We start from the raw sequence: 26,154 nt of genomic DNA, 5'->3' as shown, positions 1-26,154 counted from the left end.
GTAGGCCCCAACACAGAGCAAGGGCAGGAGCCGAAATGCGTGACGTGGTCGAGATCGGGCTGAGCAAGAGCGCCCGGCGTGGCTACCACCTGGACGACATCGCCATCGTCCCGACACGGCGCACCCGTGACGTCGACGACGTGTCGACCAACTGGCAGCTCGACGCGTACCCGTTCAAGATCCCGTGCGTGGCGCACCCGTCCGACGCCATCATGAGCCCGGCGACCGCGGTCGAGCTCGGCCGGCTCGGCGGCCTCGGCGTGCTCAACGTCGAGGGCCTCTGGACCCGCTACGCCGACCCGGCCAAGATCCTCGAGGAGCTGTCCGGCCTCGACGACGACTCGCACGCCACCAAGCGCCTCCAGGAGGTGTACGCCGAGCCGATCAAGCCGGAGCTCATCGGCGAGCGGGTCAAGGAGATCCGCGACGGCGGGGTCACCGTCGCCGTGCGCGTCTCGCCGCAGCACACCCTGGCCCTCGCCCCGGTGATCCTCGACGCCGGCGTGGACCTGCTGGTCATCCAGGGCACCCTCGTCTCCGCCGAGCACGTGTCGACGACCGACGAGCCGCTGAACCTCAAGGAGTTCATCGCCGACCTGGACCTGCCGGTCATCGTCGGCGGCTGCACCAACTACCAGACGGCGCTGCACCTGATGCGCACCGGCGCGGCCGGTGTCATCGTCGGCATCGGCGCCGACGAGTGGTCCACGACCGACCGGGTCCTCGGCATCCGGGTGCCGATGGCCACCGCGATCGCCGACGCCGCCGACGCCCGCCGCGACTACCTCGACGAGACCGGCGGCCGCTACGTCCACATCATCGCCGACGGCAACCTGCAGACGTCCGGCGACATCGCCAAGGCCCTCGGCTGCGGCGCCGACGCCGTCATGGTCGGCGAGCCGCTGTCGCGCAGCGAGTCCGCCCCGGCCGGCGGCGCCTGGTGGCACTCCGCCGCCAGCCACCCGAAGCTGCCCCGCGGCTCGTTCGGCGCCGCGGAGGAGTCCCTCGGCTCGCTCGACAAGGTCCTGTACGGCCCCTCCGAGGACCCCGACGGCGTGCTCAACCTCTTCGGCGGCCTGCGGCGCGCGATGGCCAAGTGCGGCTACCGCGACCTGAAGGAGTTCCAGAAGGTCGGCCTGGTCCTCGACCGCTGACCGACCCGCACCACGCCGCAGCGGCCCGGACCGATCATCGGTCCGGGCCGTTTCGCGTGCCGGTTCGCCTGCCAGTGCGGTCCGCCACACCGGGCGGCGGTGCCGGCCGAGCGGCGGGTCGCGCAACGCTCAGAGCGCAGAGCTCAGAGCTCAGAGCGCGGTCAGCGGTCCGCGGTCAGCGGTCAGCGGGGGAGGGCCTGCTGCAGCTCGGCGCGCAGCGCGGGGGTGAGCATCTCGCCGGCCTGCTTCGCCAGGCGGGCCATCTCGTAGCCGACGACGCCGATGTCGGCCTCGCGGCCGGCGAGGGTGGCGAGGATCGAGCCGTCGCGGATCGTCATGACCAGGAAGAAGCCCTGGCCCATCTCGACCACGGTCTGCTTGACCTCGTCGCCGTCGAAGATGCGGGCGGCCCCGCTGGTGACACTCACCAGGCCTGAGGTCACGGCGGCCAGCTGGTCTGCGCTGTCGCGGGGCAGATGGTCCGAGACCGCGACCAGCAGGCCGTCGGACGACACCACCACCGCGTGCGCGATGCCCGGCACCCGTTCGGTGAAGGCGTTGATCAACCAGCTCAGGTCCCGTGCTTGTTGGCTCAGGGTCACGCCGTGCTCCCTCGATGATCGTTGATCGGCACCGTGGGTACCTCATCTTCATTCGCGGCGCGGTGCACGCCGCTGTAGAACCGGGTGAGCATGCTGCTGACGCTCGCAGGGTCCGGCTCGGTGTGCGACGAGACCATGATCTGCTGCGTCATGTCCGGCACGATCCCCTGTCCGGTGTCACCCGGCAACTGTGCCAGCGGCACCCGGATCGGCAGGCCGCTGGCACTGGTGCCCGCGGTCACCGGGGTGCGCTGGGCCGGGACCGCCGGTGCCGCCGAGGGGGGCGCGTCGCCCGCGCCGGCCTTCGACCACCAGCGGGTGCCTTTCGCCGGCGGCGCCGCGTTGCCCCGCGCCGCCGCGCCGATGATGTCCTCGGCCCGGCTGGGCCCGCGCCGCAGCGGCGCCCCCGCGGGTCCTCCGTTCGTCGGGTGCTGCGCCGGCGGCCCTGACGCGGGCGCGCCGGCCGGCACTCCCGAGACGGGGATTCCGGCGCCGGACACCGGCACCCCCGAGACCGGCGCCCCGGGCACCGCCCCGCCTGCGCCGGGAGCACCCGGGCCCGACGCGCCGGATCCGTTGCCGGATCCGTTGCCGGCCCCGTTGCCGGCCCCGCCCGCCGCGGGCGCACCGGACACGGGCACGCCGCGCATCGGGCCGCCTGACACCGGCATGCCTGACACCGGTACAGCCGACACCGGCACCGCCGAGACCGGCGCACCGGACACGGGACCGCCCGACACCGGCACGCCGGACACGGGCACCCCGGGCACCTGCGGGTCCCCGGGAACGCCCTGGTCCGCGAGGCCAGAGCCCGCGGCGGTCCCGTTGGCGGGCACGGCGTCCGTGCCGGCCTGCGCCGAGGATGCGACCGGCCAGGTCGTCGCCGCGACCGGCGCCGAGGGCAGTGGCGGTGCGGCGACCGCCGGCACGTCCTCCTCGACGGGGGCGCCCGGCCGGCCGGGCAGCGCGGGCAGCACCGCCGTCGGCGCGTCCTCGGCGGAGATCACCGCGGGACCGGGGCGGGCGTCGCCCTCGGCGGCGATCGGCAGGCGCGACATGCCGGCGACGCGGTTGCCGCTGCCGTGGTACAGATTGGCGCCCTCGGGCGGGGCCGCGAGCAGCCGCGCCGGCAGGGTCACGTACGCCGTGACGCCCTCATCGGTGGCGTCGAGCCGGACCTGGACGCCGTGCCGCGCGGCGAGGTGGCCGACGACGACGAGGCCCATCCGCTCGGACGCGGCGACGTCGATGGCGATCGGGGCGGAGACGCGCTCGTTGGCGTCGACGAGCCCGGACTCGGTCATGCCGAGACCGCGGTCCTCGATGACGATCGTGGCTTCCTTGGTCTGCTTGGCCGGCCACCCTGAGACGGTGACGACCGTGTCCGGCGGCGAGAACGTGGTGGCGTTCTCCAGCAGCTCAGCCAGCAGGTGGACGATGTCGGAGACGGCGTGCCCGACCACGAAGACGTCGGTGGCGACGTCGTGTCGGATGCGCGCGTACTGCTCGATCTCCGCCATCGCGGCGAGCGCCACCGCGGACAGCGACACCGGCTGCGCCCACCGCCGGGTCGCCTCGCTGCCGGCGAGGACGAGGAGGTTCTCGTCGTTGCGCCGCATGCGGGTGGCGAGGTGGTCGAGGCGGAACAGGTTCGCCAGCTGGTCGGGGTCGGTCTCGGCGGACTCCAGCTGGTCGAGCAGCTGCAGCTGCCGCTCGACGAGGGTCTGCGAGCGGCGGGCCAGGTTGACGAACATCGAGTTGACGTTGCGCCGCATGACGGCCTGCTCGACGGCGAGGCTGACCGCGCTGCGGTGCACGGCGGTGAACGCGTCGGCGACCTCACCGATCTCGTCGGTGGATCTGACCCTGGTGGTGGTGTCGACGGTGACCGTCTCGCCCCTGGGCAGGGTCCGCAGGCGCTGGATGGCCTCGGGGAGGCGGTGCTGCGCCACGTCCAGCGCCTGTGCCCGCAGCTGCCGCAGCGAGCGCGCCATCGACCGGCCGATGAGCCAGGACAGCAGCAGCGCGACGAGCATGACCAGCACGATCACGGAGGTGGCCAGGATCGCGTCGGTGCGCTGCGAGGCGCTGCGGTTGGCGGCGCCCTCGATCGCGTCCTCGAGCAGCTCCTGCTCGATGGTGCGGATGTAGTCCAGCTCGGTGGTGCTGGCCCGCCACCACTCCTCGGGGGTCACGCCGACGGCGGCGCCCCGGGCCCGGGAGATGACCTGCTGCTGGAGCCGCGCGACGGTGCCGACGGCGGTCTGGCGCAGGTTGCGGTCGTACAGGGCGAGGTGCCGCGGGGTGGCGGAGTTGCGGAACCGCTCGACGGCCGCGACGTGGCGGGCCTGGATCTCCGAGAACGTCGCGAAGTCGTCGGGGGCGAACTTGCCCGCACTCGCGGCCGCGAAGATCCGCCCGCGCAGCTGGTCCTTGAGTTCCTTGGCCTGGGCGAGATCCATCAGCGAGGACACGTCGTTGACGGACTGGAAGTCACCGCCGATGTCGGGACGGTCGGGGACCAGCTCGAACAGGTGCTGGATGGTGGAGGTGTACTGGTCGAAGACCGCCTCCTCGCGCAGCCACCGCTTCTTCACACCCTCGCGGACCAGGTACAGGTCCTGGAAGTCGGCGCTCACCCGGTTCTGCGACTGGTTGAAGATCGGGTTGGTCAGCAGCGGCCGGGCGGCATTGGAGAACGCGGCGAGCGCGGCGTCCGTGGCGGCGTAGTGGGTTGCCAGCTCCTGACTGCTCGAAGTCGATCCACCTGTCGCGGCGCCGGTGGTCGACTTGGCGAGAACTCCGGCCGTTCGGTCCCTTTCCAGCTGCAGATAGTGGATAAGGTTGGTCAGTTGGCGGCCGACCTTGACCCCCTGGGCGAACTGGTCGAGCTTGGAGGCGTCCTGCACCGAGGTGTTGATCTGGACGCCGGCGATGACGAGGAAGGCGACGGCGGGCAGCACGAGGACGGCGGCGAGCTTCGTCGGCACGCGCCAGTCGCGGACGCGAAACAGCGACGCGTTGCGCCGCTGCGGCTCCCCTGGCCTGCGCCGCCGGTGGCTGTTCACCTTCATGACGACGGCGGGAGCCCTCGATGAAGGTGGCGAAGCGAAGGTCTGCACCCCTCACACCTTTCGCATGCGTCATCGCGCCGCCTGAGCAGCGTACGAGCCTTATCAAACCAGGGTTGCGACATCTGTCCAACCACGTCATTGTGGTGCAGGTCACATTACTCGAAGCTCGACAGCGGGGTTGAAACGCATCGACCAGACAGGAAGGATACGGCCGTCCGACCTGCCGCGCGCCCCAAGGAGTCCACCGTCGTGCCCATCCTCGGCCGCCGGCCCGCTGTGGCTGTGTCCGCCGTGGTCGCGGCGCTGCTCCTCACCGCCTGCACCAGCAAGGGCAACCCGGCGCCGAGAATCCCGGGGGAGCTCGCGGTCGGCCTGCTCGTCTCCACGACCGGGCCCAACGCCGTGATCGGCCAGCAGGCGCAGCTCGGCGCCAGGCTCGCCGTCGAGATGGTCAACAACGACGTCAAGAACCTGCCGATCAACCTGCCGCTGAGCGTGGGCGCCGGCCTGCGCAACGGCGCGAAGCTCACCCTCATCGTCGGCAACACCGACAGCGCGCCGGAGAAGGTCGAGAAGGAGGCGTCGCGCCTCGTCACCGAGGGCGCCGCCGGCCTGGTCCTCGCCGACACGCTCGAGGTCTCCGCGCTCGCCGGCCGGCGGACCGACACCATCGGCGTGGCGCTGGTCGACGCGCTGAGCACCGCCGACACGTTCGCGGACCTCAACCGGGCGGCGCATTTCCGGATCCAGCCGAGCGACCGGGAGATGGTCTCCACCGCGCTCGCGCTGCTCTACCGGGAGCGCGACACCGACAAGCAGTTCCGCCGGATCATCACCGCGTCCGGCAAGGCCGGCGGCGCCACCGGCGACGAGATCGCCAGCGTGCGGACCTCGATCGAGGACCTCAGCCTCGCCGCCGGATACGCGATCGGCGGCAAGGAGCAGATCACCCTGGGGGCCGACGGTGCCGGTGACAGCGGCTTCGTCGGCAAGGGTGACGCCGTCTTCGCGGTCGTGACCAACGCGCAGGAGGCCGCCGCGGCCGTGGAACTCGCCGGCCGGCTCAAGGGCAAGTCCCCGGTCATCGCCCTCGGCCCCGGCGTCGGCGCGCTCGACGCGATCAAGGGCAACAACGAGGTCCTGCGGGCCAGCGGCTGGTCCAGCGAGTTCGCCGGGCGCAACCCCATCGCCAGGATCGTCGGCGGCATGTTCGAGCAGGCGTTCAAGACCAAGATGACCGAGGTGGCGGCGGCCGCGTTCACCGCGACGATGCTGCTGGCCCTCGCGATGGACGCCGTGACCGAGCTGACCGCGCCGGCCATCCGCAACGCGATGCAGCAGCTGTCGCTGCCGGCGACCCAGACCGTCATGCCGTGGAACGGGATCCGCTTCGACGGCAGCGGCTACAACCAGCTCGCCGCGGGCGTGGTCGAGCAGCACGCGTCCGACGGATACCGGGTGATCCACCCGGTCGAGCTGGCCGAGACGCCGGCACTCAGTCTGTAGCGCCACCGGCGAGGAGCCGGCGCAGCTCGTCCGGGCGCTGGTAGAGGCCGTTGAGGTCGAGCACCTCGCCGCCGGGCCCGACCAGGCGGCGGGCGACCAGCGGGTGCTCGCGCCGCCAGTCCTTCTTCAGCAGCGTGTACTCGACCAGCACCGACAGCAGCACGACCCCCATCCACGGGGGCGGGGGCTGGTCGTCGCCCTCGGCCGTCTCGCCGCGGCGGGCCCGCTCGACGTCGACCGGGCGGCGCAGCAGGGTGCCGGCCAGCTCGTCGCGGTCGTCGGGGTCGCGGCCGAGGACCGTGCGCACCGCCTGGACGTACTCGCGCGCCTGCCGCTCGACCTCACCGGCGTACACCTCGGCGGGCAGGTCGCCGAAGCGGGTCCACGCGCCGTCGCCGGTGATGACCTCGGCCGCCAGCGCCAGCTCCTCCTCGGCGGTCAGGTCGTCCAGGGTGACCGCGCCGTCGGCCAGGCCGGGCCTCGGCACCTCGCGCAGGGCCCGCAGGTCGGCGGCGAGCCCGGGGTGCCGCCGCGGCACCTCGTCGAGCAGCGTGTCGCCGTGCACCGCGGGCGCGCCCCAGCGGGCCAGCCGCAGCCGCCACCCCGCGTGCAGGTCCGCGATCCGCACCGGCACCGTGCCGCCCTCAGCACCGGCGCCGTCAGGCCCGTCGGGGTGACTGCCGGTGGCGGAGGCGGCGCTGATCAGGTGGCGGCCCTCGGCGGCGGCGAACGCGGCGAACGCCGTCTCGATCGTGGCCGCCCGCAGCAGCGCCGCGGCGGCGTCCTCCACGCCGGACAGCCCGCCACCGCCGGCGGCGATGGCGGCGGCGTCGCGCACCTGCTCGACCGTGACCTGCAGCGGCTCGGTCGCGGCCAGCAGCTTGGCGTCGGGCGCAGCGCGAGCGGCCGCAAACTTCGCGTCGGCGCGGGCCGCTGCAAGCTTGCCGTCGGCCGCGGCGGCGGGCGGCCTCGCGCCGGCCGACGCGCGTGCGGTGAGCAGGCCGCGGACCAGGTCGGCGTGGCGGGTCTCCGGCAGCGCCAGCTCGTGCGCCAGCACGATGCGCAGGTGGTCGGCGGGCAGCCCCCAGACCAGGGGCAGGCCGATGCGCAAAACGCTGCCGGTGTACTGGACCGTGCCGGGACCGGCGAGCGCGACGGTCGCCGGCGGCGGCACGTCGGCGTACTTGGCCGCCTCGATGACCAGTGAGTGCAGGGCCGCGTGCCGCGCGGCGCCCACGGTGGCGGGACCCGGGCCGCAGGCGCGGGCCGGGCCGGCACCGCGCAGCAGCCGGCGACCACGCCAGGCGGGCAGGCCGCCGGGAAGTCTCGCCATGTGCCCAGTCTGCCGTACCCGGCGCCGGTGTCCGGGGAGGCGCTCCGCGCAGACTGACGCCCGCCGATGCCGAACTGGGTACTTCCCAGTAACTTACTCGTGAGTCACCATGAGGCGTGCGATATGACGTGGTGGTCATCGGTTCGGGCTTCGGCGGCAGCGTGACCGCGCTCCGCCTGGCCGAGAAGGGCTACTCGGTCGCGGTCCTGGAGGCCGGCCGGCGCTTCGCCGACGACGAGTTCCCGAAGACGTCGTGGGACGCCAGGCGTTTCCTGTGGGCCCCCGCCCTGCGCTGCTTCGGCATCCAGCGGCTGACCCTGCTGCGCAACGTGCTGGTGCTGTCCGGCTCCGGCGTCGGCGGCGGGTCGCTGATCTACGCCAACACCCTCTACCGGCCGCTCGAGCAGTTCTACGACGACCCGCAGTGGCGCGGCATCACCGACTGGCGCGCCGAGCTCGCCCCGTACTACGACCAGGCCGAGCGCATGCTCGGCGTCAGCGTCTACCACCGCATGACCCGCGCCGACGTGGCGGTCAGGGCCGTCGCGGAGAAGATGGGCGTCGCCGACACGTTCCACCAGGCCCCCGTCGGCGTCTACTTCGGCCGGCCCGGCGTCGACCCGTACTTCGGCGGCGCCGGACCGGTGCGCCAGGGCTGCGAGCACTGCGGCGCGTGCATGACCGGCTGCCGGGTCGGCGCGAAGAACACTCTGGTCAAGAACTACCTGCACCTGGCCGAGCGGCTCGGCGCCGAGGTCCACCAGCTGACCACGGTGGTGTCGGTACGACCTGAGGACGGCGGCTACCGCGTCGACACCCGCGGCACGGGCCGCCGGCGGGACCGCCGTACGTTCCACGCCGGCCAGGTCGTGTTCGCCGCCGGCGCGCTGGGCACCCAGGACCTGCTGCTGCGCATGCGCGCCGACGGACACCTGCCCGGGCTGTCTGCGAAGGTCGGCACCCTGACCCGCACCAACTCCGAGTCGATCGTCGGCGCCCGCTCGCTGCGCAAGGACGTCGACTTCACCGACGGCGTGGCGATCACCAGCTCGTTCCACCCCGACGCGTACACCCACATCGAGCCGGTCCGCTACGGCCCCGGCTCCAACGCCATGGGCCTGCTGCAGACGGTGCTCACCGACGGCGGCCCGTGGCGGCCGCTGCGCTGGTTCGGCGCGTTCTTCCGGCACCCGATCAAGCACACCCGGGTACTGTCGGTGCGGCGCTGGTCGCACAAGACCGTGATCGCGCTGGTCATGCAGTCGCTGGACAACTCCCTCAACGTCCGGCTGCGCCGGGGCTGGACCGGCCGGCGCAAGCTCACCACGGCGCAGGGGCACGGCGAGCCGAACCCGACCTGGATCCCGGCCGGCAACCAGGCCGTCCGCCTGCTCGCCGAGGAGATCGGCGGGATGCCCGGCGGCAGCTGGTCGGAGGTCTTCAACATCCCGGTGACCGCCCACATCCTCGGTGGCGCGCCGATCGGCGACTCGCCGGAGCACGGGGTCGTCGACCCGTACCACCGCGTCTACGGCCACCCCGGGCTGCACGTCGTGGACGGCGCGGCGGTGAGCGCCAACCTCGGGGTCAACCCGTCGCTGACCATCACCGCCCAGGCGGAGCGGGCCATGTCCATGTGGCCCAACCACGGCGAGCCCGACCCGCGCCCGCCGCTGGGCGCCGCATACCAGCCGGTGGCTGCGGTGCCGCCGGCCAACCCCGCCGTGCCGGCAGGCGCACCCGCCGCGCTGCGGCTCACCGCCGTACACCCGCCGCGAACGAGACAGGAGCAGCCCTGAGGCGCAGGTCACGTCGGGGCGCCGACTAGGCTCGGGGCATGACCACGCCGCCGCCGGTTCTCGTCGTCGACTTCGGTGCCCAATACGCGCAGCTCATCGCCCGCAGGGTGCGCGAGGCGCACGTCTACTCCGAGATCGTCCCGCACTCGATGCCGGTGGCGGAGATGCTCGCCAAGCGCCCCGCCGCGATCATCCTGTCCGGTGGTCCCTCGTCCGTGTACGAGGAGGGCGCCCCCCAGGTCGACGCCGAGCTGTTCGGCGCGGGCGTGCCCGTTTTCGGCATCTGCTACGGCTTCCAGGCGATGGCCGTCGCGCTGCGCGGCGAGGCGAGCCACACGGGACTGCGCGAGTTCGGCGGCACCCCGCTGAGCATCGCCGCGGGCGGTGGCGTGCTGCTGCGCGGCCTGCCCGACGCGCAGTCGGTGTGGATGAGCCACGGCGACTGCGTCACCGCCGCCCCCGAGGGCTTCACGGTCACCGCGGGCTCGCCGGCCGCGCCGGTCGCCGCGTTCGAGGACGTCTCCCGCCGCCTCGCCGGGGTCCAGTTCCACCCCGAGGTCGCGCACACCCCGCACGGCCAGGAGGTGCTGCGCCGGTTCCTCTACGACATCGCCGGCATCGAGCCCACCTGGACGTCCAACAACATCATCGAGGAGCAGGTCGAGGCGATCCGGGCCCGCGTGGGCAGCAAGCGCGTGCTGTGTGCGCTGTCCGGCGGCGTCGACTCCGCCGTCGCTGCGGCGCTCGTGCACAAGGCCGTCGGCGACCAGCTGACCTGCGTCTTCGTCGACCACGGCCTGCTGCGCGCCGGCGAGGCCGAGCAGGTCGAGAAGGACTACGTCGCCGCCACCGGCATCACGCTGAAGGTCGTCGACGCCTCCCAGCGCTTCCTCGGCGCCCTCGCCGGCGTCACCGACCCCGAGCAGAAGCGCAAGATCGTCGGCCGGGAGTTCATCCGCGTCTTCGAGCAGGCCGCCCGCGAGCTGGAGGCCGAGGAGCACGTCGAGTTCCTCGTGCAGGGCACGCTCTACCCGGACGTCGTGGAGTCCGGCGGCGGCACCGGCACCGCCAACATCAAGTCGCACCACAACGTCGGCGGGCTCCCGGAGGACCTGCAGTTCTCGCTGGTCGAGCCGCTGCGGACGCTCTTCAAGGACGAGGTGCGGGCGATCGGCGCCGCCCTCGGCCTGCCCGAGGAGATCGTCATGCGCCATCCGTTCCCCGGCCCCGGCCTGTCGATCCGGATCATCGGCGCGGTCGACGAGGAGCGCCTCGCCATCCTGCGCGCCGCCGACCTGATCGCCCGCGAGGAGCTCACCGCCGCCGGCCTGGACCGCTCGGTCTGGCAGTTCCCGGTCGTGCTGCTCGCCGACGTGCGCAGCGTCGGCGTCCAGGGCGACGGCCGCACCTACGGTCACCCGATCGTTTTGCGCCCCGTCTCCAGCGACGACGCGATGACCGCCGACTGGTCCCGGCTGCCGCACGAGCTGATCGCCAAGATTTCCACCCGGATAACAAACGAGGTCCGGGAGGTCAACCGCGTGGTCGTGGACGTTACGTCCAAGCCGCCGGGCACCATTGAATGGGAATGAATCACCCTTCACGCGGGCGTCGCCCTTGCCACCGGCCGGAATTGCCGGACAATTTATCGACGTGACTCCTGCGTTACAGCCGCTGCGGCGCATCGCGGCCTACTGCGTCATCGCCGACTCCGACGAGTTCCTCCTGGTCCGGGCCTCGGCGAAGTCCGGCACGCCTGGAGTCTGGTCGCTGCCCGGCGGCGCCGTGGACCACGGCGAGAACCCGGTGGACACCGTCGTGCGGGAGACCGCCGCGGAGACCGGCCTGTCCGTGGCCGTGCTCCGCCTGCGCGACGTCCTGGCCGACATGCGGGCCCTGCCCGACCGCGGCCTCACGATCCACACCGACCGCCTTATCTACGAGGTGACGATGCGCGGCGGCGCGCTGCGCGACCGGGTCGGCCAGCCGACCGACCTGGCCCGCTGGGTCACCCGTGAGGAGGCGGAGCAGCTGCCGCTGCGCCGGTTCACCGCCGACGCGCTCGGCCTGCGCGAGGCCGCCGTCGACCTGCGCCCGGACGGCGTGCCCGAGGTGCCGTCCTTCTATGCCGTGGCCGGCCCGGACGGGCTGCACCGCGCCCAGCGCTTCGCCGCGTACGCCGTCTGCACCGACCGGCGCAACCGGGTCCTGCTGACCCGCATCTCCGAGGGGTACCCGGGCGGCGGCTCCTGGCACCTGCCGGGCGGCGGCACGGACTTCGGTGAGCAGCCCGGCGTGGCGCTGATCCGCGAGCTGGCCGAGGAGACCGGGCAGGAGGGGCGCATCGTCGAGCTGCTCGGCGTCGCCTCGCACCGGGACGCGGCCCAGCTCGGCCCGGAGGGGTACCCGATCGACTGGCACGGCGTCCGCGCGTTCTACCGGGTCCACGTGCCCCGCTCCAGCCGCCCCGTGATCCACGACGTCGGCGGCTCGACCGCGGAGGCTCGCTGGTTCGACCCCGACGAGCTGGACGAACTGGCATTGACCGAGGTCACCGAGGAGGCGCTGCGCGGGGTCGGCCTACGCTGAGATCATGACCGCATCCCGGATGATCACCGTCTACGGACGCCGTCCCGGCGGCACCGACGACATCGGAGGCCCGGTCCGCCACGGCGAGAGCCCGACGACCGCGCTGGTCCGGCACTTCGTCGAGCAGGCGGACCTGTCCGTCGTCGTGCTGTCGGTGCTGGACGTGCACGCCGTCGTCACCCCCGACCTGCACGAGGACCGCATGATCTTCGAGGTCGCCCCGGCGCCCGGCGCCGCGGTCGGCGACTTCACCGAGCGCCCGAACCCCAACGGCCTGCCGACCGGGCAACGGTTCGCCGCGTACGGCTTCGTCACCGACCCCGACGAGCGGGTCCTGCTCACCCGGATCGCCACCGGATACCCGGGCGCGGGCAAGTGGCACCTGCCGGGCGGCGGCACCGACCCCGGCGAGCAACCCGCCGACGCGCTGCTGCGGGAGCTGTTCGAGGAGACCGGCCAGCGCGGCGAGGTCACCGAGCTGCTCGGCGTCACCCACCGGCGCAACCCCGGCGTCATCGGCCCCGAGGGCTACCCGATCAACTGGCACGCCGTGCGCGCCCTCTACCGCGTCCTGGTGCCCTCGCCGACCATACCCACAGTGACCGAGGCCGCCGGCGGCTCGACCGCGGCGGCGGCCTGGTTCGCCCGCGCGGAGCTGCCCGCCCTCCAGGCCACCGAGGTCGTCCAGTGGGCCGCCTCACTCCCACGACGTGGAAGTGATCATCGTCGTTAAGATAAATTATAGGTAAATTTCGGACTACGCTGAGTAGTCCAGTGTCAGGCCCGCAAGTGCATGTTTCTAGGCGGGTTCCTATCTGAGTTATCGCCAAGCGCGACACGATATGCGATGGTGTAGATCGCGAGGCAGTCTCGCGAAGACGGACTAGCTGGGGCAAAACGCCCTGGAATGCGACCGTGGGAACCCCGTTCCTGCATGGAGGATCAGTGCCGAGAGCACCTTGGCAGCGACGACGCACCACGGACAGCCCGCGCCCCGGTGGTGGCAGGCAGTGGGCAGGACGGCTGCGACGCAGCGGTTCGCTCGCCCGTCAGGTGCTCTTCGCCGGGCGGGTCGGCCGTCGCGGTGACGGTAACGTCGCCGGCGCCACCTCGCTGCTCATGCCCCCGCCGGACGAGACCGACACCCGCCAGGGTCGGGTCCGGCTGCCCCGGCTGCGTATGCGTCGCCGTGACGGACTGTCACGAGACGTCGTGTCGGTGGCGCCGGTCAGCCCGGCCGTGCCGCCGCTCACCGCGGCCCCCGACGACGCCCACGGCTTCAGCATCCCGCTGCTGCCCGGCGAGCGCACCGTCGCCCGCCGCATCCGCTTCGCCCTCGTCAACGCCTGCACCATCAGCAGCCTCCTGCTGGGCCTCTCCGCGATCTTCGTCGCCGTCAACCACGGCGACGTGCGCATCGCGGCCATCCTCCTCATCGCCTGCGTCGTCTTCGACGGCCTCGACGGCTTCCTGGCCCGCCGCCTCGGCGTCGCCAGCCCGTTCGGCGCGCAGATGGACTCCCTGGCCGACATGTGCTCCTTCGGCCTGGCCGCCCCGGTCGTCGTCTACGCCTGGCTCAACGACTCCGCCCCGGCCGCCGTCCTGATGCCCGCCTGCGCCCTGGTCGCCGCCTGCGCCGCGATCCGCCTGGCCCGCTTCAACGTCTCCCCGAAGGACGGCCGCTTCTTCTGCGGCGTGCCGACCACCATGTGCGCGGCGGTGCTCGCCCTGGCCACCCTCATCTCCCCCGAGATGCCCCCAGCCCTGCGCGTCGCCGGCGTCGCCGTCCTGGGCCTGGCGATGGTGTCCAGCTTCCCCTACGCGAAGCTCGCCCGCCTGGCCAAGCTCCCGCCGTGGCTCCTCGTCCTGCCGGTCGTGGGCGCCCTGGTCGACTTCCGCCTGACCTTCGTGGCGGTGGTGCTGGCGTACCTGGCCAGCGGCCCGATCCTCTGGCTCCGCCAGCGCCGCCACATCGCTGCCTGACCTGCTGTTTCCGCTCCACCAGCGCCCCGCCCCGGCTCGTTGTTCGCCGGCCCGCGGGGCGCTTCCATGTCCTGGCCGTCCGGCCCCCTGTCCCACTCGAGCCGGACGCTCGCCACCCCGGTCGTTCGCCGTGCCGATCACTCGTCGGCCTGGTCGTTCGCCGTGCCGGCTGGGCTGGCTGGCCGTGTCCGCCAGTGATCGACGGACAGGTCTGGTCGTGATGGCAGCCGGATCCGTCCGTTGATCATGGCGGGGGTGAGGGATCGCGCTTCCGTCCCGGCGGTGAGCGCCCGGCGAGCGGTGAGCGTTCGGCGAGCTGTGGGCGGGCGGTTGGCTGGTAGGGCCTCGTTGCCGACCGGTCTGTGCTGGACGGGTCCCGACGCTCGTGATCGACGGACGGGGCTGGTCGTGATGGCAGCCGGATCCGTCCTTTGATCATGGCGGGGGGACGGATGGAGTGAAGGATCGCGCTTCCGTCCCGGCGGTGAGCGTCCGGCGTGCGGTTGGCTGGTGGGGCTCTTTGTCGAACGGTCCGTGCGGAACGGGCCCCGACGCTCGTGATCAGTGGTGGCTGGTGGGGCCTTTTGTCGAACGGTCCGTGCTGGACGGGTCCCGGCGCTCGTGATCGACGGACGGGGCTGGTCGTGATGGCCGCCGGATCCGTCCTTTGATCATGGCCGCGTGATCATGGTCCCGGACGGTGGGGGCGGCAATGGTGGGGCGTCGGCGTCGGTGCCGGGTCCGGTGATCGGCCGGCCGTCGGGGGACCGGTGCGGGCCGACCTGGAGACGCCCGCGTGTCCGGGGGCCTTCGCGTGCTTCGGGGCAGCTCCGGGCCGGTGATCAATGGACAAGGCTGGTCGTGATGATGGCCAGGGCTGTCCTTCGATCATGAGGGGAAGGGCGGGAAGGAAGGACGGGAAGGCACGGACGGGAAGGAAGGCGGAAACGCCGGAGGACCGGCGGGTGGCCGAGAATGGCCGACCGCCGGTCCTCCGGAGGAGAGATGAACCGCGTCAGAGCCAGGTGGCGATCACCGTCGCGCCGCCCACGACGCGGTCGCCGGGGGCGACCGTCGGGGTGGCCTTGTCGGCGGGGAGGTACACGTCGGTGCGGGAGCCGAAGCGGATCAGGCCGAACCGCTCGCCCTTGGCGAGCAGTGAGCCGACCGGGGCGCGCTGGACGATGCGGCGGGCGATCAGGCCGGTGCGCTGGACGACGGCGACCGGGCCGTGGGCGGTCTCCAGCAGGGTGTACGCCGCGACGTTGTGCTCCGCCTCGGGCTTCATCGCGGCCGCGTAGCCGCCGTCCTCGACGAAGTAGTCGACGACCTTGCCGGCGACGGGGGCGCGGTTGACGTGGACGTCCAGGACGGACAGGAAGACGGCGATGCGGAGGAACTCCATGTCGCCGAAGCGCTCGTCGTGCAGGCGCTCGACGCCGAGCACCTTGCCGTCGCTGGCGGCGACGACGGCGCCCGCGTCCTCGGGGACGTCGCGCTGCGGGTCGCGGAAGAACGCGGCGACCGGGGCGGCGGCGAGCGCCGGGACCAGCCACAGCTTCGACTTCGGGCGGGCGGCCTTGGCCAGGGCGGCCAGGCCGAGCGCGATGCCGGCGGCGGCCACGCCGTTGGAGTCGATGTGCATGCCCCGGGTGAGGGGGACGCTGGACGGGCGCAGGGCCGGCAGCAGGTTGCTCGCCGCGGCGTGGTGGGCCGGGGTGTGCCGCAGCCGGTGGACGCGCACGGGCGGCACGTTGCGCAGGACGAGGTCGCTGCCGACACCGTACAGGGCGGCCTGCCGCTCGACCTCGTCGGCGGCGCCGTTGGGCAGGCGGGTCGCCGGGACGACGACGGTGAGGACGCCGCCGGCGTTGACGAGCTTGGTCAGGTCGGCGAGGACCGCGCGGGCGTCGTCGGCGCTGCCGGACAGCGGCTCGGCGAGGATCACCACGTCGGCGGGCTCGGCCTCGGCGAGCGACTCGACGACGCGGGTCCGGTCGGTCACCCAGCGGCCCTGCCGCTCGACGTGCTCCCGCAGCGCCGCGGCCGCCCCGAAACGCCCGCTGGCAGAAGCGCCGCCGACAGCGCCGGCAGCAGCGCCGGTGGAGCCGGGCGCGACGACGGTCAGCCGGTCCTCGGGCAGCAGCGCGTCGATCGCGGCCGCCAGCGTGGCGGAGCCGGCCGCCGCGCCGACCAGGAGGCCGGTCTTGGGTCCGCCGTGACGGGCGAGCTCGGTGGCGAGGACCCGGGCGGCGCGGTCACCGATCTGGATCGGGCGGCGGGAGACGCCGGACGCGCCGCCAACGGGGAACTGGGTCATGTCTGGAGAGCTCCTCAAGCAACGAAACGAGACGAAGGCGAAAAGACAAGGCAAAGGCCGGCGGGGAAGCACGCCCCGCCGGCCCAGCATATTCCGTGTCTAGTCGGCATCGTCCGGGTCGTGCGAGGCCGGTACCGACGACGCCGGCACCGAACTGGACGGCTTGTCCGATTTGTCCGAGCGCAGCGCCCCCAGCAGCCCCAGGAGCCCGAAGACGATCAGGCCGACGGCGACGATCCAGCCGGCGTTGAGATCGACGTTGACCGCCTGGTTGAACAGCCAGACGACCACGATGCCGAGAAAGATCAGGCCGAATGTGAGGGAGAGGCCGTCGGTGCGGTGCGGCTTCATCGGGTCACCTCCAGGTTGCCCCAGCGAACGTCGAGGTCAAGGTGGAGCTTGCCACCGCCGACACCGTCGGCCCCGTTGTCAGTGAACTCGTTGGTCTGGTTGAACCCGCCGCACGGGCGGCCGAGGACCCGGCAGTCGCCGCCCTCGACCCGGACGTCGACGGTGACGTCCACGTTCGGCGGCAGGATGATGCGGATGTTGCCGGCCAGGTCGACCCGGAAGGTGAGGTCGACGTCCTCGCCGGTGAAGTCGACCCGCGACAGGTTCGCGTTGATGTCGCCGATGTCGGTGCGGTACTCGCCGTCCAGCTCGGCGACCGTGGACGGGTTGAGGCTGATCTTCTCGATGTGCCGCGGCCCGTCGCCGCCCTCACCCCGCGAGGCGGTCGCGATCGCCAGGGCGATGCTCAGTACGACGCCCACCAGGATCATGAGCCGGGCCCGGCCGAACCACGCGCCGACGATCAGGCCGAGCGCGACGATCGTCAGGGGCACCGCGAAGTAGGTGCTGACCAGGAAGTCCTGGGTGGTCACCTCCAGCGCGGCGAGCACGCCGAGCGACAGGCAGATGAGTGAGAAGATCACCCGGCCGAGGCGGGAACGCACCTTCGGCGGCTTCGGGGGCTTCGGCGGTACTGGCGCGAGTCCGGGGTACGGCGACCCGGGCGCGCCCGGCGGGTACCCGAGCGACGCCGCATACGGGCTGCGCCCGCCGAACGGACCGTGCGGCGCGAACGGCGGCCGGTAGCCGACCGGCGCGAGGGGCGGCAGCGGCGGTAGCGGCGCCGGCGGCGGCCCGGCGGTCGGTGCCGGCGCGGGGGGCACGACGGGCCGGGTCGCGGTCGTCTGCTGTTGCAGCCACGCCGGGTGTACGGCCGGAGCCCCCGCAGACGGCGTGGGCTGCGCCTGGAACGGCGGGACGACCGGCGGGAACGGCGCCGCGGGCGCGGGGGCCGGCGGCGGCACGAACGGCCCGAGCGGCGTCCCCGGCGGCGCGCCGCCGTGCGGGTCGCCCAGCGGGGCCGGCGGCAGGTTGCCCTGGCCGCGCACGAGCAGGGCGACCACGCCGATGACCACGGCGAGACCGACCGCGGCGGCGCCGACGTTGCGCGACATCACCAGCAGGAACGCCAGCACCGCGCCGACGCCGATCACGATCGCGAGAGGCGCCGACGTCGTGGACCTGCCCCGGCCGAGCAGCGCCTCGAGCGGGGAGCCGGTGTCGCCCTCGGCGGGCAGCAGGAGCCAGCCCAGCAGGTACGCCACGATGCTGACCCCACCGGCGAGCGTGAGCACGGCGAAGATGACCCGCCAGAGTGTCGGGTCGGTGTTGGTGGCCCGCCCGATCGCGGCGCAGACGCCGGCGACGTACCGGCCCTGCTGCGGCCGCACCAGGTTGCTCCGGGTGAACCCGCTGCCGAACGGTGTCCCGAACGGTCCGTTGCCGCCGGGAGGAGGCCCGAACGGCCCGTCGCCGGGCGGCGCGCCGGGAGGGCCGGGCGGGAACCCGCCGGGCGGGAACCCGCCGGGCGGCGTGGCACCGGGCGGGACGGATCCCGGCGGGGGTGCGGCGCCCGCGGGTGGGGCGAAGCCCTCGGCGGGCGGTGGCGTGGACCCGGGCTCGTCCCGCTCGACCTTGGTCAGGTCGATCTCGGGCCGCTCCGCGGCGACGGTCGGCGCCTCGGCCACCAGTGGGTAGGTGGGTGCTTCGAAGACAGGCGTTTCGCCCGCCGGCTCCGCGCTGGCGGGCGCTGCGCTGGCGGGCTCCGCGCTGACCGGGGCGGCGCTGACCGGGGCGGCGGGGGGCGTGCTCACCGGGTCGGATCGCTCGGCGCCGGCGGCAGACCCGCCGTCGGGGAGGTAGTCGGCCTCGTAGCGGGGCGCCGCCGGCTCGTCGGCGGCAGGCGGGTTCGTCATGCCACCGATCGTCGCCGACGCCGAGCCCTGGCCGCCTCAGGCTTCGACCCTGACACCACCCTGATTTGCCGGTTCCAGGGTCGCTCGGAGTGGTCCCGGTGTCGGTCCGCATGTGACGATTTGCTGGACGCCGCCCCCGGCGCCCCCGCCCGACCACGAGCCGAAACGAGCCCGATGACCAGCCCAGTGCCCGTCCGCCGCCTCTACCGCGAGCCCGCGGACCGGGTCGTCGCGGGGGTCGCCGCCGGCATCGCCACGCACCTCGGCGCCCCCGTGGTGCTGGTGCGGGTGGCATTCGTGGCGCTCGCCGCGTTCAACGGGCTCGGTGCGCTGCTCTACGCCGCGTTCTGGGCGGTGCTGCCGATGCCGCCGCACGTGAGCTCCGGCCGGCGCAACGTCAACCAGCTGTTCTCGTTCCTGGCGCTCGGCGTCGGCCTGGTGCTGCTGGGGCTGATGGTGAAGCCGACCGGGGGCCTGCAGGCGGTGATCGGCTGGCTCGCCGCGGTCATCGCGCTCGGCGCCGGCATCATCTGGCACCAGGCGGACCCGAAGCGACGCGAGCGCTGGTCGGCGACCGTACCGGGGATGCCCTGGCTCGGCGCCGTCATGGACAACAACCGCAAGTCCTACCTGGTCCGGTTCATCGGCGGCGGGCTGCTCGTGGTGATCGGCATCATCGGCGCGTTCGTCGTCGGCGTGCCGGTGAGCGGCGCCACCCTCGCCTCGATCGGCTACGGCCTGGGCTTCGCCGCGGTCGCGCTGGCCGGCGTCGGACTCGCCCTCGCCCCGCTGCTGTACCGGATGTTCACGCAGCTCAGCACGGAGCGCGAGGCGCGGGTCCGCGAGCAGGAGCGGGCCGAGCTCGCCGCCATGGTCCACGACCAGGTGCTGCACACCCTCGCCCTGATCCAGCGCAACGCCGGCGACGTGAAGGAGGTCCAGCGCCTTGCCCGCGGGCAGGAGCGGACCCTGCGGAACTGGCTGTACAAGCCCACCGCGTCGCCGACGGAGAAGTTCAGCGCCGCGCTGGAGGAGGCGTCGGCCGAGGTCGAGGACACGTTCGCGATCGCGGTCGAGACGGTCGTCGTCGGCGACGTCGACGTGGACGAGCGGGTCGGGGCGATCGTCGCCGCCGCCCGGGAGGCCCTGGTCAACGCGGCCAAGCACGCCAAGGTCGAGACCGTGTCGCTCTACGCGGAGGTCGAGCCGGACTGCGTGAGCGTGTTCGTGCGCGACCGGGGGGTCGGCTTCGACCTCACCGCCGTGGAGTCCGACCGGCACGGGGTCCGCGGCTCGATCCTGGCCCGCATGCAACGGCACGGGGGCAAGGCGGAGATCCGCAGCACACCGGGCGACGGCACCGAGGTGCGCTTGAGCCTGCCCATTGATACGGAGAAGTGATGACTGACGAGACGCAGCGCCTGCGGGTGTTCCTGGTCGACGACCACGCGATGTTCCGCGCGGGGGTCCGCGCCGAGCTCGGCGTGCACGTCGACGTGATCGGTGAGGCCAGCGGAGTCGCCGAGGCGGTACAGAAGATCACCGCGCTGGAGCCCGACGTGGTGCTGCTCGACGTGCACATGCCCGACGGCGGTGGCCGGGCCGTGCTCGACGCGATGCGGCGCACCCGGCCGCAGGTGCGGTTCCTGGCGCTGTCGGTGTCGGACGCCGCCGAGGACGTCATCGGGCTGATCCGGGCCGGCGCCCGCGGGTACGTCACCAAGACCATCTCCCCGGACGAGCTCGCCGACGCGATCCGCCGGGTGGCCGACGGCGACGCCGTGTTCAGCCCCCGGCTCGCGGGGTTCGTGCTCGACGCGTTCGCCGCGCGCCCCGACGCCCCGGTCGCCGACCCCGAGCTGGACCAGCTGACCAACCGGGAGCGGGAGGTGCTGCGGCTGCTGGCGCGGGGGTACGCGTACAAGGAGATCGCGAAAGAGCTCTACATCTCCATCAAGACGGTCGAGACGCACGTATCGAACGTCCTGCGCAAACTCCAGATGTCCAATCGATATGAGTTGTCGCGGTGGGCGGCTGATCGCCGCCTGGTTTGAATTTTTTGACGGTAATTGCGGACAAACCGGTGTGACTGGTGTGACTGGTGTGGCCCTAGAGGTGACAAGAGGGCCCTGCGACCGCTACAAACGAGCGTCCCCCTGATTCTCGTCAAAGGTGGTCCAGTCACCGTGTCACACCTTTCCCGTCTGGCCGGTCTGGCCGCAGCGGTGTTCGTCGGGGGTGCCGTCGCGCTCAGCGGAGCCGGCGCCGCCCACGCCGACACTGTCACCGGCACCCAGGTCTACCTCGATGACCCGAAGAACGCGATCAAGGTCATCAACTCCAAGGACACCAAGGGCAACCCCAACGGCAACGAGACCGGCGCCCCGCGCCTCGGCCTCAAGGTCGCCGGCGAGTCCGAGCCCGTCCTCGCGTACTGCATCGACTTCGCGCGCGACATCACCGACCCCGCGTATGTCGAGGCGCTCTGGTCGAGCAACAAGAACCCCACGCCCACCGAGGCCGAGCTCGGCCAGGTGCAGTGGGTGCTGACCCACGGGTACCCGACCGTCGGCGCCGACGCGCTCCTGCAGGCGGCCAAGGGCACCAAGCCCGCCGGCATCGACGCCGAGCTGTTCAAGAAGCTCGTCTACGCCGGCACCCAGAGCGCCATCTGGACGATCACCGACGGTGACCTGTTCGCGCTGCGCGACACCAACGAGGGCTTCAACACCGGCAACACGCCGGAGCAGTACGCGGTGATCGTCGCCGTGAGCGAGTACCTCGTGAAGGCGTCGAAGAACCCGGCCGCCGACCCGCAGCCGAAGCTCGAGATCAACCCGGGCACCCTGACCGGTGAGACCGGCAAGAAGATCGGTCCCTTCACGGTCGTCTCCGGTGGCGGCGACGCCACCCTCACGGCGGTCGGCGGCAAGCTCGTCGACGCCGACGGCAAGCCCGTCACGTCCCTGCCCAACGGCGGCAAGTTCTACGTCGTCGCCGACACCGCGGGCACCGTGACGATCGACGCCAAGGGCAGTGGCTCCGTGCCGATCGGCCGGATGTTCGTCACCGCCAAGGAGCCGAACAAGACCCAGAAGCTGATCCTCGCGGGCGTCGCGGGCACCGAGCTCGAGGCGAAGGCCACGGTCACCGTGACCCCGCCGCCGCCGAGCCTGCCGGTCACCGGCGTGAAGCTCACCGGCGCCATCACCGCGGGCGCGCTGCTCGTCGCGGGTGGCGTGGCGCTGCTGCTGGTGGTCCGCCGCCGGCGGGTCCGCTTCACCGCGTAACGCTGTTGTTCTGAGGGCGGCCGCTTCCGGATCTTCCGGGGCGGCCGCCTTGCGTTGTGCGCGTCGCTCGTCCGGCGGCGCCGCCTCAGGCCGTGTCTCGGGTCGTGTCTCAGGCCGTGTGGAACACGGAGAACGCCTCGGCCAGGCTTCCCTCGGGCAGGCCGCCCGCGCTCGCCGTGGCCGCCAGGCGCTGGCGCATCAGGCCGTCGAGGTCCTCCAGGTGGGACGTCTGCGACACGTGGGCCCGCAGCGCCTTGAGTTTCCGCTCGTACGTGCCGGTGATGTCGACCACGTGGTCGGGGTCGGGGCCGCCGGAGTACCAGATCTCACGGACGGTCCAGGCGGGCAGGTCGAGCTCGGTGAATGTGAACGGGTTGCGCGCGTCCGGGTACACCGCGCAGGTCGTCGCCTCCCCGGCCGCCAGGTGGTCCGGGTGGCTCGGCCCGGCGATCCGGTCCCAGCGGCGCAGCGGCGAGTTGGTCAGCACCCGGTCGGGGCGGAACCTGCGGATCGCCGCGGTGATGTCGCGGCGCAGCTCGATCGACGCGGTGAGCACCCCGTCGCGGTACCCGTCCAGGAACTCCACCTGGCTGACCCCGACGACCGAGGCCGCCGCGCGCTGCTCCGCCTCCCGCAGCGCGGGCATCTGCGCCCGCGGGGTGTCGTCGAAGCCGCCGGCGTCGCCGCGCGTCACCAGCAGGTAGCCGACCTCGATCCCGGCGTCGACCCAGCCGGCGACGGTGCCGGCGCTGCCGAAGTCGACGTCATCGGGGTGGGCGAACACGCACAGGACCCGCCGGACGTCCGGCAGCGGGGTCGCTGATCTCGGGAAGCTCATGCTTCCTGTGTACAGGCTCCGCGGTGGTACGGGTGCCGCCGCCTCCCGGTCCGCCCGATGGCGCTCCCGCCGGGCGGGCCGCAGATGGCGGGCGTGGGCCGGGGCGCCTCTGGCCTGGCCCTGCCCGGCCGGGGCCTACAGGGGGCCGCGGCCGGCGCGGAGGATGAGCAGGGCCAGCTGCGTGCCGTCGGCGCCGAGCTCGGCGGAGAAGCGCTCCAGGATCTCGCGCTCGCGGGACAGCACCAGGCGGGTGCCGCCGGCGGCGACGCGCGTGGCGCCGACCTCGCGGGAGATCGCGGCCCGCTCCTTCCAGAGCGCGACCAGCGCCGCGTCGATCTCGTCGATCCGGTTGCGCAGGCCGGCGATGTGCTCGTCGGCGGCGGGCTGCTGTTCCATGGTGATGGCGGCCATTCTCTCGTCCTTGTCAGCTCTGGCTCTGGTGCCCCGCCCCGGGAACGCGAACGCCCCGGGCTCGGGAGCCCGGGGCGTCGGTAGGTTCAGCGATCAGGCGCGACCTACGGCTGCCGGACTCCCGGAGCCGTAAAAAAAGTAGGGGCGCACCTGCTCGATCACGTCGTCGAGTATGGCACGGGATTCTCGGCGACGTGAAGGGTCCCGCCGCTTTTCTGTCACACCCGCGCGGGCAAGCCTCGCGGAAGTGTCGGTGGGTCGGCATACACTCGCCGGTGCGATGCATGCTCTCTTCGATCTTCCCCAGTCCGAGCCGGCCGGCGTGACCGCTCCCGCCCCGGCTCAGCCCTCCCGTCGCCGCGACCCGGAGACGCTGCTCGACGGGCTCAACGGTCCGCAGCGCGACGCCGTGACCCACGAGGGCGCACCGCTGCTCATCGTGGCCGGCGCGGGCTCGGGCAAGACCAAGGTGCTGACCAGCCGGATCGCCTATCTGCTCGCGGCCCGCGGCGTGCACCCCGGCGAGATCATCGCGATCACGTTCACCAACAAGGCCGCCGGTGAGATGAAGGAGCGCGTCGCCAACCTCGTCGGCGGCCGCGCCCGGCTGATGTGGGTGTCGACGTTCCACTCGGCGTGCGTGCGCATCCTGCGCGCCGAGCACGACCACGCCGGGCTCAAGTCGACGTTCTCCATCTATGACGCCGACGACTCCCGCCGGCTCATGCAGCTCGTCATCCGCGAGCTCGACCTCGACCCGAAGCGCTATCCCGCCCGGGGGCTTGCCGCCCAGGTGTCCAACCTGAAGAACGAGCTGATCGACCCCGAGACGTTCGCCGCCAAGGCGGTCGGTCCCGCGGAGCGCGCCCTCGCCGAGGCGTACACGCTCTATCAGCAGCGCCTCACCGAGGCCCACGCGCTGGACTTCGACGACCTGATCATGCGCGTCGTGCACCTGCTGCAGAGCCACCCCGAGGTCGCCGAGAGCTATCGCCGCCGCTTCCGCCACGTCCTCGTCGACGAGTACCAGGACACCAACCACGCTCAGTACATGCTGGTGAAGGAGCTCGTCGGCAGCACCGGCGAGCTGTGCGTCGTCGGTGACGCCGACCAGTCGATCTACGCGTTCCGCGGCGCCACGATCCGCAACATCCTGGAGTTCGAGCGCGACTATCCCGACGCCCGGACCATCCTGCTGGAGCAGAACTACCGCTCCACCCAGACGATCCTGTCCGCGGCCAACGCCGTCATCGGCCGCAACACCGAGCGCAAGCCCAAGCGCCTGTGGAGCGACCAGGGCGCCGGCGAGCAGATCGTCGGCTATGTGGCCGACACCGAGCACGCCGAGGCCGACTGGGTCGCCCGCGAGATCGACCGGCTGTCCGACAACGCCGGTGTCCGCCCCGCCGACGTGGCCGTCTTCTACCGCACGAATGCGCAGTCCCGCGTGTTCGAGGAGATGTTCATCCGGTTCGGCCTGCCGTACAAGGTCGTCGGCGGCGTCCGGTTCTACGAGCGCAAAGAGGTCCGCGACGCACTCGCCTACCTGCGCGCCGTGGTCAACGACGACGACACGGTCAGCGTCCGCCGGATCCTCAACACGCCCCGCCGCGGCATCGGCGAGCGCGCCGAGGCGTGCGTCGAGGCCCTCGCCTCCCGCGAGCGCATCTCCTTCGGCGCCGCCCTGCGCCGCGCCGCCGAGGCCCCCGGCATCTCCACCCGCGCCGTCAACGCGATCGGCGACTTCGTCGCCCTCCTCGACGAGCTGCGCACCCTCGCCGAGACCGCCCTGCCCGAGGAGGTCCTCGAGGCCGCCATCGAGCGCTCCGGCTATCTCAGCGAGCTGGAGGAGAGCACCGACCCGCAGGAGGTCGGCCGCGTCGAAAACCTGCAGGAGCTCGTCAGCGTCGCCCGGGAGTACACGGAACGCGCCGAGGCCACCGTCGCCGTCGCCGCCGAGCAGGGCGATGCCACCGCCGCCCCGCCGCCGACCGTCGCCGGCTTCCTGGAGCAGGTCTCGCTCGTCGCCGACGCCGACCAGATCCCCACCGACGACCCCGACCACACCGGCGTCGTCACCCTCATGACCCTGCACACCGCCAAGGGCCTCGAGTTCCCCGTCGTCTTCCTCACGGGCCTGGAGGACAGCGTCTTCCCGCACCAGCGCTCGATGAGCGACCGCAAGGAGCTGGAGGAGGAGCGGCGCCTGGCCTATGTCGGCATCACCCGCGCCCGCCAGCGCCTCTACATCTCCCGTGCCGTCACCCGTTCCGCCTGGGGCCAGCCCGCCTACAACCCGCCGTCGCGGTTCCTGGAGGAGCTGCCCCCCGAGCTGGTCCGCTGGGAGCGCACCGACGCCGCGTACACCAGCTGGTCCGGCGGCGGCGGGGTCGGCGGCCGCAGCTCCGGATCCGGCCAGTCCCGCACCTCGTCCTTCGTCGGCGGCACCCCGAAGGCCGCCCAGCTCGCGGCCAAGCTCGGCCTCGACGCCTCCAAGCTGTCCACCGCCAGCGAGCTGTCCCGCGACGTGCCGTCGCTGACGGTCGGCGACCGCGTCAACCACCAGCGCTACGGCCTGGGCCGGGTCCTCGCCGTCGAGGGCGCCGGCCCCCGTGCCCAGGCCCAGGTCGACTTCGGCGACCAGGTCATGTGGATCGTCCTGCGCCACGCCCCGCTCGACAAACTCTGACCACCGGCCTGGCCCGGCGAGCCCGGCCCGGCTGGCAAGCCCGGTAAGCACCGCGGGGCGCGGTCAGGCTCGCCGGGGCACGGTCAGGCTCGCGAGGCCTGCCAGGCTTGCGGGGCAGCGAGCTTCGCGGGCATGACTGGCCCGGTGTGGCTGGCCTTGGCCGACACGGCGCGGCCCAGCCAGCCGTGCGAGCTATTGCGCGGTGTCCAGCGTCGCGCCTGTCCAGCGTCGCGCCTGTCCAGCGTCGCGCCTGTCCAGCGTCGCGCCTGTCCAGCGTCGCGCCTGTCCAGCGTCGCGCC

At 72.8% G+C, this 26,154-nt stretch carries 19 protein-coding genes and 1 pseudogene; 11 read left to right on the top strand and 9 right to left on the bottom strand.

Features of this window, described 5'->3' with window-relative positions; genetic code table 11:
* The first annotated feature begins 35 nt into the window (after positions 1-35).
* Positions 36-1,154: a GuaB3 family IMP dehydrogenase-related protein gene (locus AB0H83_RS03225; protein WP_360086010.1), complete on the top strand. Its 1,119-nt coding sequence runs from the start codon at positions 36-38 to the stop codon at positions 1,152-1,154.
* 182 nt (positions 1,155-1,336) lie between these two features.
* Here the strand turns inward: AB0H83_RS03225 and AB0H83_RS03220 are convergent, their stop codons facing one another.
* The gene (locus AB0H83_RS03220; RefSeq protein WP_203845159.1) at positions 1,337-1,750 is read right to left on the bottom strand and encodes a roadblock/LC7 domain-containing protein; all 414 of its coding nucleotides are present in this window, start codon (positions 1,748-1,750) and stop codon (positions 1,337-1,339) included.
* 2 nt (positions 1,751-1,752) lie between these two features.
* Entirely contained in the window at positions 1,753-4,878 is a 3,126-nt protein-coding gene (locus AB0H83_RS03215) for a nitrate- and nitrite sensing domain-containing protein (protein ID WP_360086007.1), read from the bottom strand.
* Between the two features lie 201 nt (positions 4,879-5,079).
* Here AB0H83_RS03215 and AB0H83_RS03210 point away from each other — a divergent pair, with 201 nt between their 5' ends.
* Entirely contained in the window at positions 5,080-6,336 is a 1,257-nt protein-coding gene (locus tag AB0H83_RS03210; protein ID WP_360086004.1) for an ABC transporter substrate-binding protein, read from the top strand.
* Here the strand turns inward: AB0H83_RS03210 and AB0H83_RS03205 are convergent.
* A complete protein-coding gene (locus AB0H83_RS03205; protein ID WP_360086001.1) occupies positions 6,326-7,669 on the bottom strand; it encodes a hypothetical protein in 1,344 nt (447 codons plus the stop codon). The two genes, AB0H83_RS03210 and AB0H83_RS03205, sit on opposite strands and share 11 nt — an antisense overlap.
* A gap of 116 nt (positions 7,670-7,785) precedes the next feature.
* On the opposite strand from AB0H83_RS03205, the gene AB0H83_RS03200 reads away from it, so the two are divergent.
* From AB0H83_RS03200 to AB0H83_RS03180, 5 genes and pseudogenes are all read left to right on the top strand, one after another.
* Complete coding sequence (locus AB0H83_RS03200) at positions 7,786-9,468, top strand: GMC family oxidoreductase (RefSeq protein WP_360085998.1); 1,683 nt, start codon at positions 7,786-7,788, stop codon at positions 9,466-9,468.
* Between the two features lie 38 nt (positions 9,469-9,506).
* The gene (gene guaA, locus AB0H83_RS03195) at positions 9,507-11,060 is read left to right on the top strand and encodes a glutamine-hydrolyzing GMP synthase (protein WP_360085995.1); all 1,554 of its coding nucleotides are present in this window, start codon (positions 9,507-9,509) and stop codon (positions 11,058-11,060) included.
* Between the two features lie 61 nt (positions 11,061-11,121).
* Positions 11,122-12,057, top strand: a complete 936-nt coding sequence (locus AB0H83_RS03190; protein WP_360085992.1) for an NUDIX domain-containing protein — start codon at positions 11,122-11,124, stop codon at positions 12,055-12,057.
* 265 nt (positions 12,058-12,322) lie between these two features.
* Positions 12,323-12,790 (top strand): annotated as a pseudogene (locus tag AB0H83_RS03185) (NUDIX domain-containing protein); the annotation flags it as partial.
* A gap of 290 nt (positions 12,791-13,080) precedes the next feature.
* A complete protein-coding gene (locus tag AB0H83_RS03180) occupies positions 13,081-14,040 on the top strand; it encodes a CDP-alcohol phosphatidyltransferase family protein (protein ID WP_360086490.1) in 960 nt (319 codons plus the stop codon).
* A 1,015-nt stretch (positions 14,041-15,055) separates the two neighbouring features.
* Here the strand turns inward: AB0H83_RS03180 and AB0H83_RS03175 are convergent.
* The 3 genes from AB0H83_RS03175 to AB0H83_RS03165 form a co-directional block, all read right to left on the bottom strand.
* Positions 15,056-16,360: a phosphatidylserine decarboxylase gene (locus AB0H83_RS03175; protein ID WP_360085989.1), complete on the bottom strand. Its 1,305-nt coding sequence runs from the start codon at positions 16,358-16,360 to the stop codon at positions 15,056-15,058.
* Positions 16,361-16,459: 99 nt separating this feature from the next.
* The gene (locus AB0H83_RS03170; RefSeq protein WP_360085986.1) at positions 16,460-16,711 is read right to left on the bottom strand and encodes a hypothetical protein; all 252 of its coding nucleotides are present in this window, start codon (positions 16,709-16,711) and stop codon (positions 16,460-16,462) included.
* Positions 16,708-18,627, bottom strand: coding sequence for a PspC domain-containing protein (locus AB0H83_RS03165; protein WP_360085983.1), 1,920 nt, complete (start codon positions 18,625-18,627; stop codon positions 16,708-16,710). Before AB0H83_RS03165 ends, AB0H83_RS03170 begins: the two co-directional genes overlap by 4 nt.
* Positions 18,628-18,801: 174 nt before the next feature.
* Here AB0H83_RS03165 and AB0H83_RS03160 point away from each other — a divergent pair, with 174 nt between their 5' ends.
* The 3 genes from AB0H83_RS03160 to AB0H83_RS03150 all read left to right on the top strand — a co-directional run bounded on the left by AB0H83_RS03160 (position 18,802) and on the right by AB0H83_RS03150 (position 21,917).
* Positions 18,802-20,028: a PspC domain-containing protein gene (locus AB0H83_RS03160; RefSeq protein ID WP_360085980.1), complete on the top strand. Its 1,227-nt coding sequence runs from the start codon at positions 18,802-18,804 to the stop codon at positions 20,026-20,028.
* Positions 20,028-20,681, top strand: coding sequence for a response regulator transcription factor (locus AB0H83_RS03155; RefSeq protein WP_211273446.1), 654 nt, complete (start codon positions 20,028-20,030; stop codon positions 20,679-20,681). Before AB0H83_RS03160 ends, AB0H83_RS03155 begins: the two co-directional genes overlap by 1 nt.
* A gap of 132 nt (positions 20,682-20,813) precedes the next feature.
* A complete protein-coding gene (locus AB0H83_RS03150; protein ID WP_360085977.1) occupies positions 20,814-21,917 on the top strand; it encodes a thioester domain-containing protein in 1,104 nt (367 codons plus the stop codon).
* 109 nt (positions 21,918-22,026) lie between these two features.
* On the opposite strand, the gene AB0H83_RS03145 is transcribed toward AB0H83_RS03150, so the two are convergent.
* Both AB0H83_RS03145 and AB0H83_RS03140 read right to left on the bottom strand, forming a co-directional pair.
* The gene (locus AB0H83_RS03145) at positions 22,027-22,755 is read right to left on the bottom strand and encodes a PIG-L deacetylase family protein (protein WP_360085974.1); all 729 of its coding nucleotides are present in this window, start codon (positions 22,753-22,755) and stop codon (positions 22,027-22,029) included.
* Positions 22,756-22,890: 135 nt separating this feature from the next.
* A complete protein-coding gene (locus tag AB0H83_RS03140) occupies positions 22,891-23,256 on the bottom strand; it encodes a chorismate mutase (RefSeq protein ID WP_279327157.1) in 366 nt (121 codons plus the stop codon).
* A 190-nt stretch (positions 23,257-23,446) separates the two neighbouring features.
* Here AB0H83_RS03140 and pcrA point away from each other — a divergent pair, with 190 nt between their 5' ends.
* Positions 23,447-25,855 (top strand): DNA helicase PcrA, encoded by a 2,409-nt coding sequence (gene pcrA / locus AB0H83_RS03135; protein ID WP_360085971.1) that lies wholly within the window; start codon positions 23,447-23,449, stop codon positions 25,853-25,855.
* An 83-nt stretch (positions 25,856-25,938) separates the two neighbouring features.
* On the opposite strand, the gene AB0H83_RS03130 is transcribed toward pcrA, so the two are convergent.
* Positions 25,939-26,154: hypothetical protein (locus tag AB0H83_RS03130; RefSeq protein WP_360085968.1), on the bottom strand; the 216-nt coding region annotated here is incomplete at its 5' end.

Origin of the sequence: Dactylosporangium sp. NPDC050688 (assembly GCF_040654515.1) — a bacterium.
Classification (GTDB): Bacteria; Actinomycetota; Actinomycetes; order Mycobacteriales; family Micromonosporaceae; genus Dactylosporangium.
The sequence above is the reverse complement of the archived record's forward strand: the minus strand, read 5'-3'. Positions and strand labels throughout refer to the sequence as shown.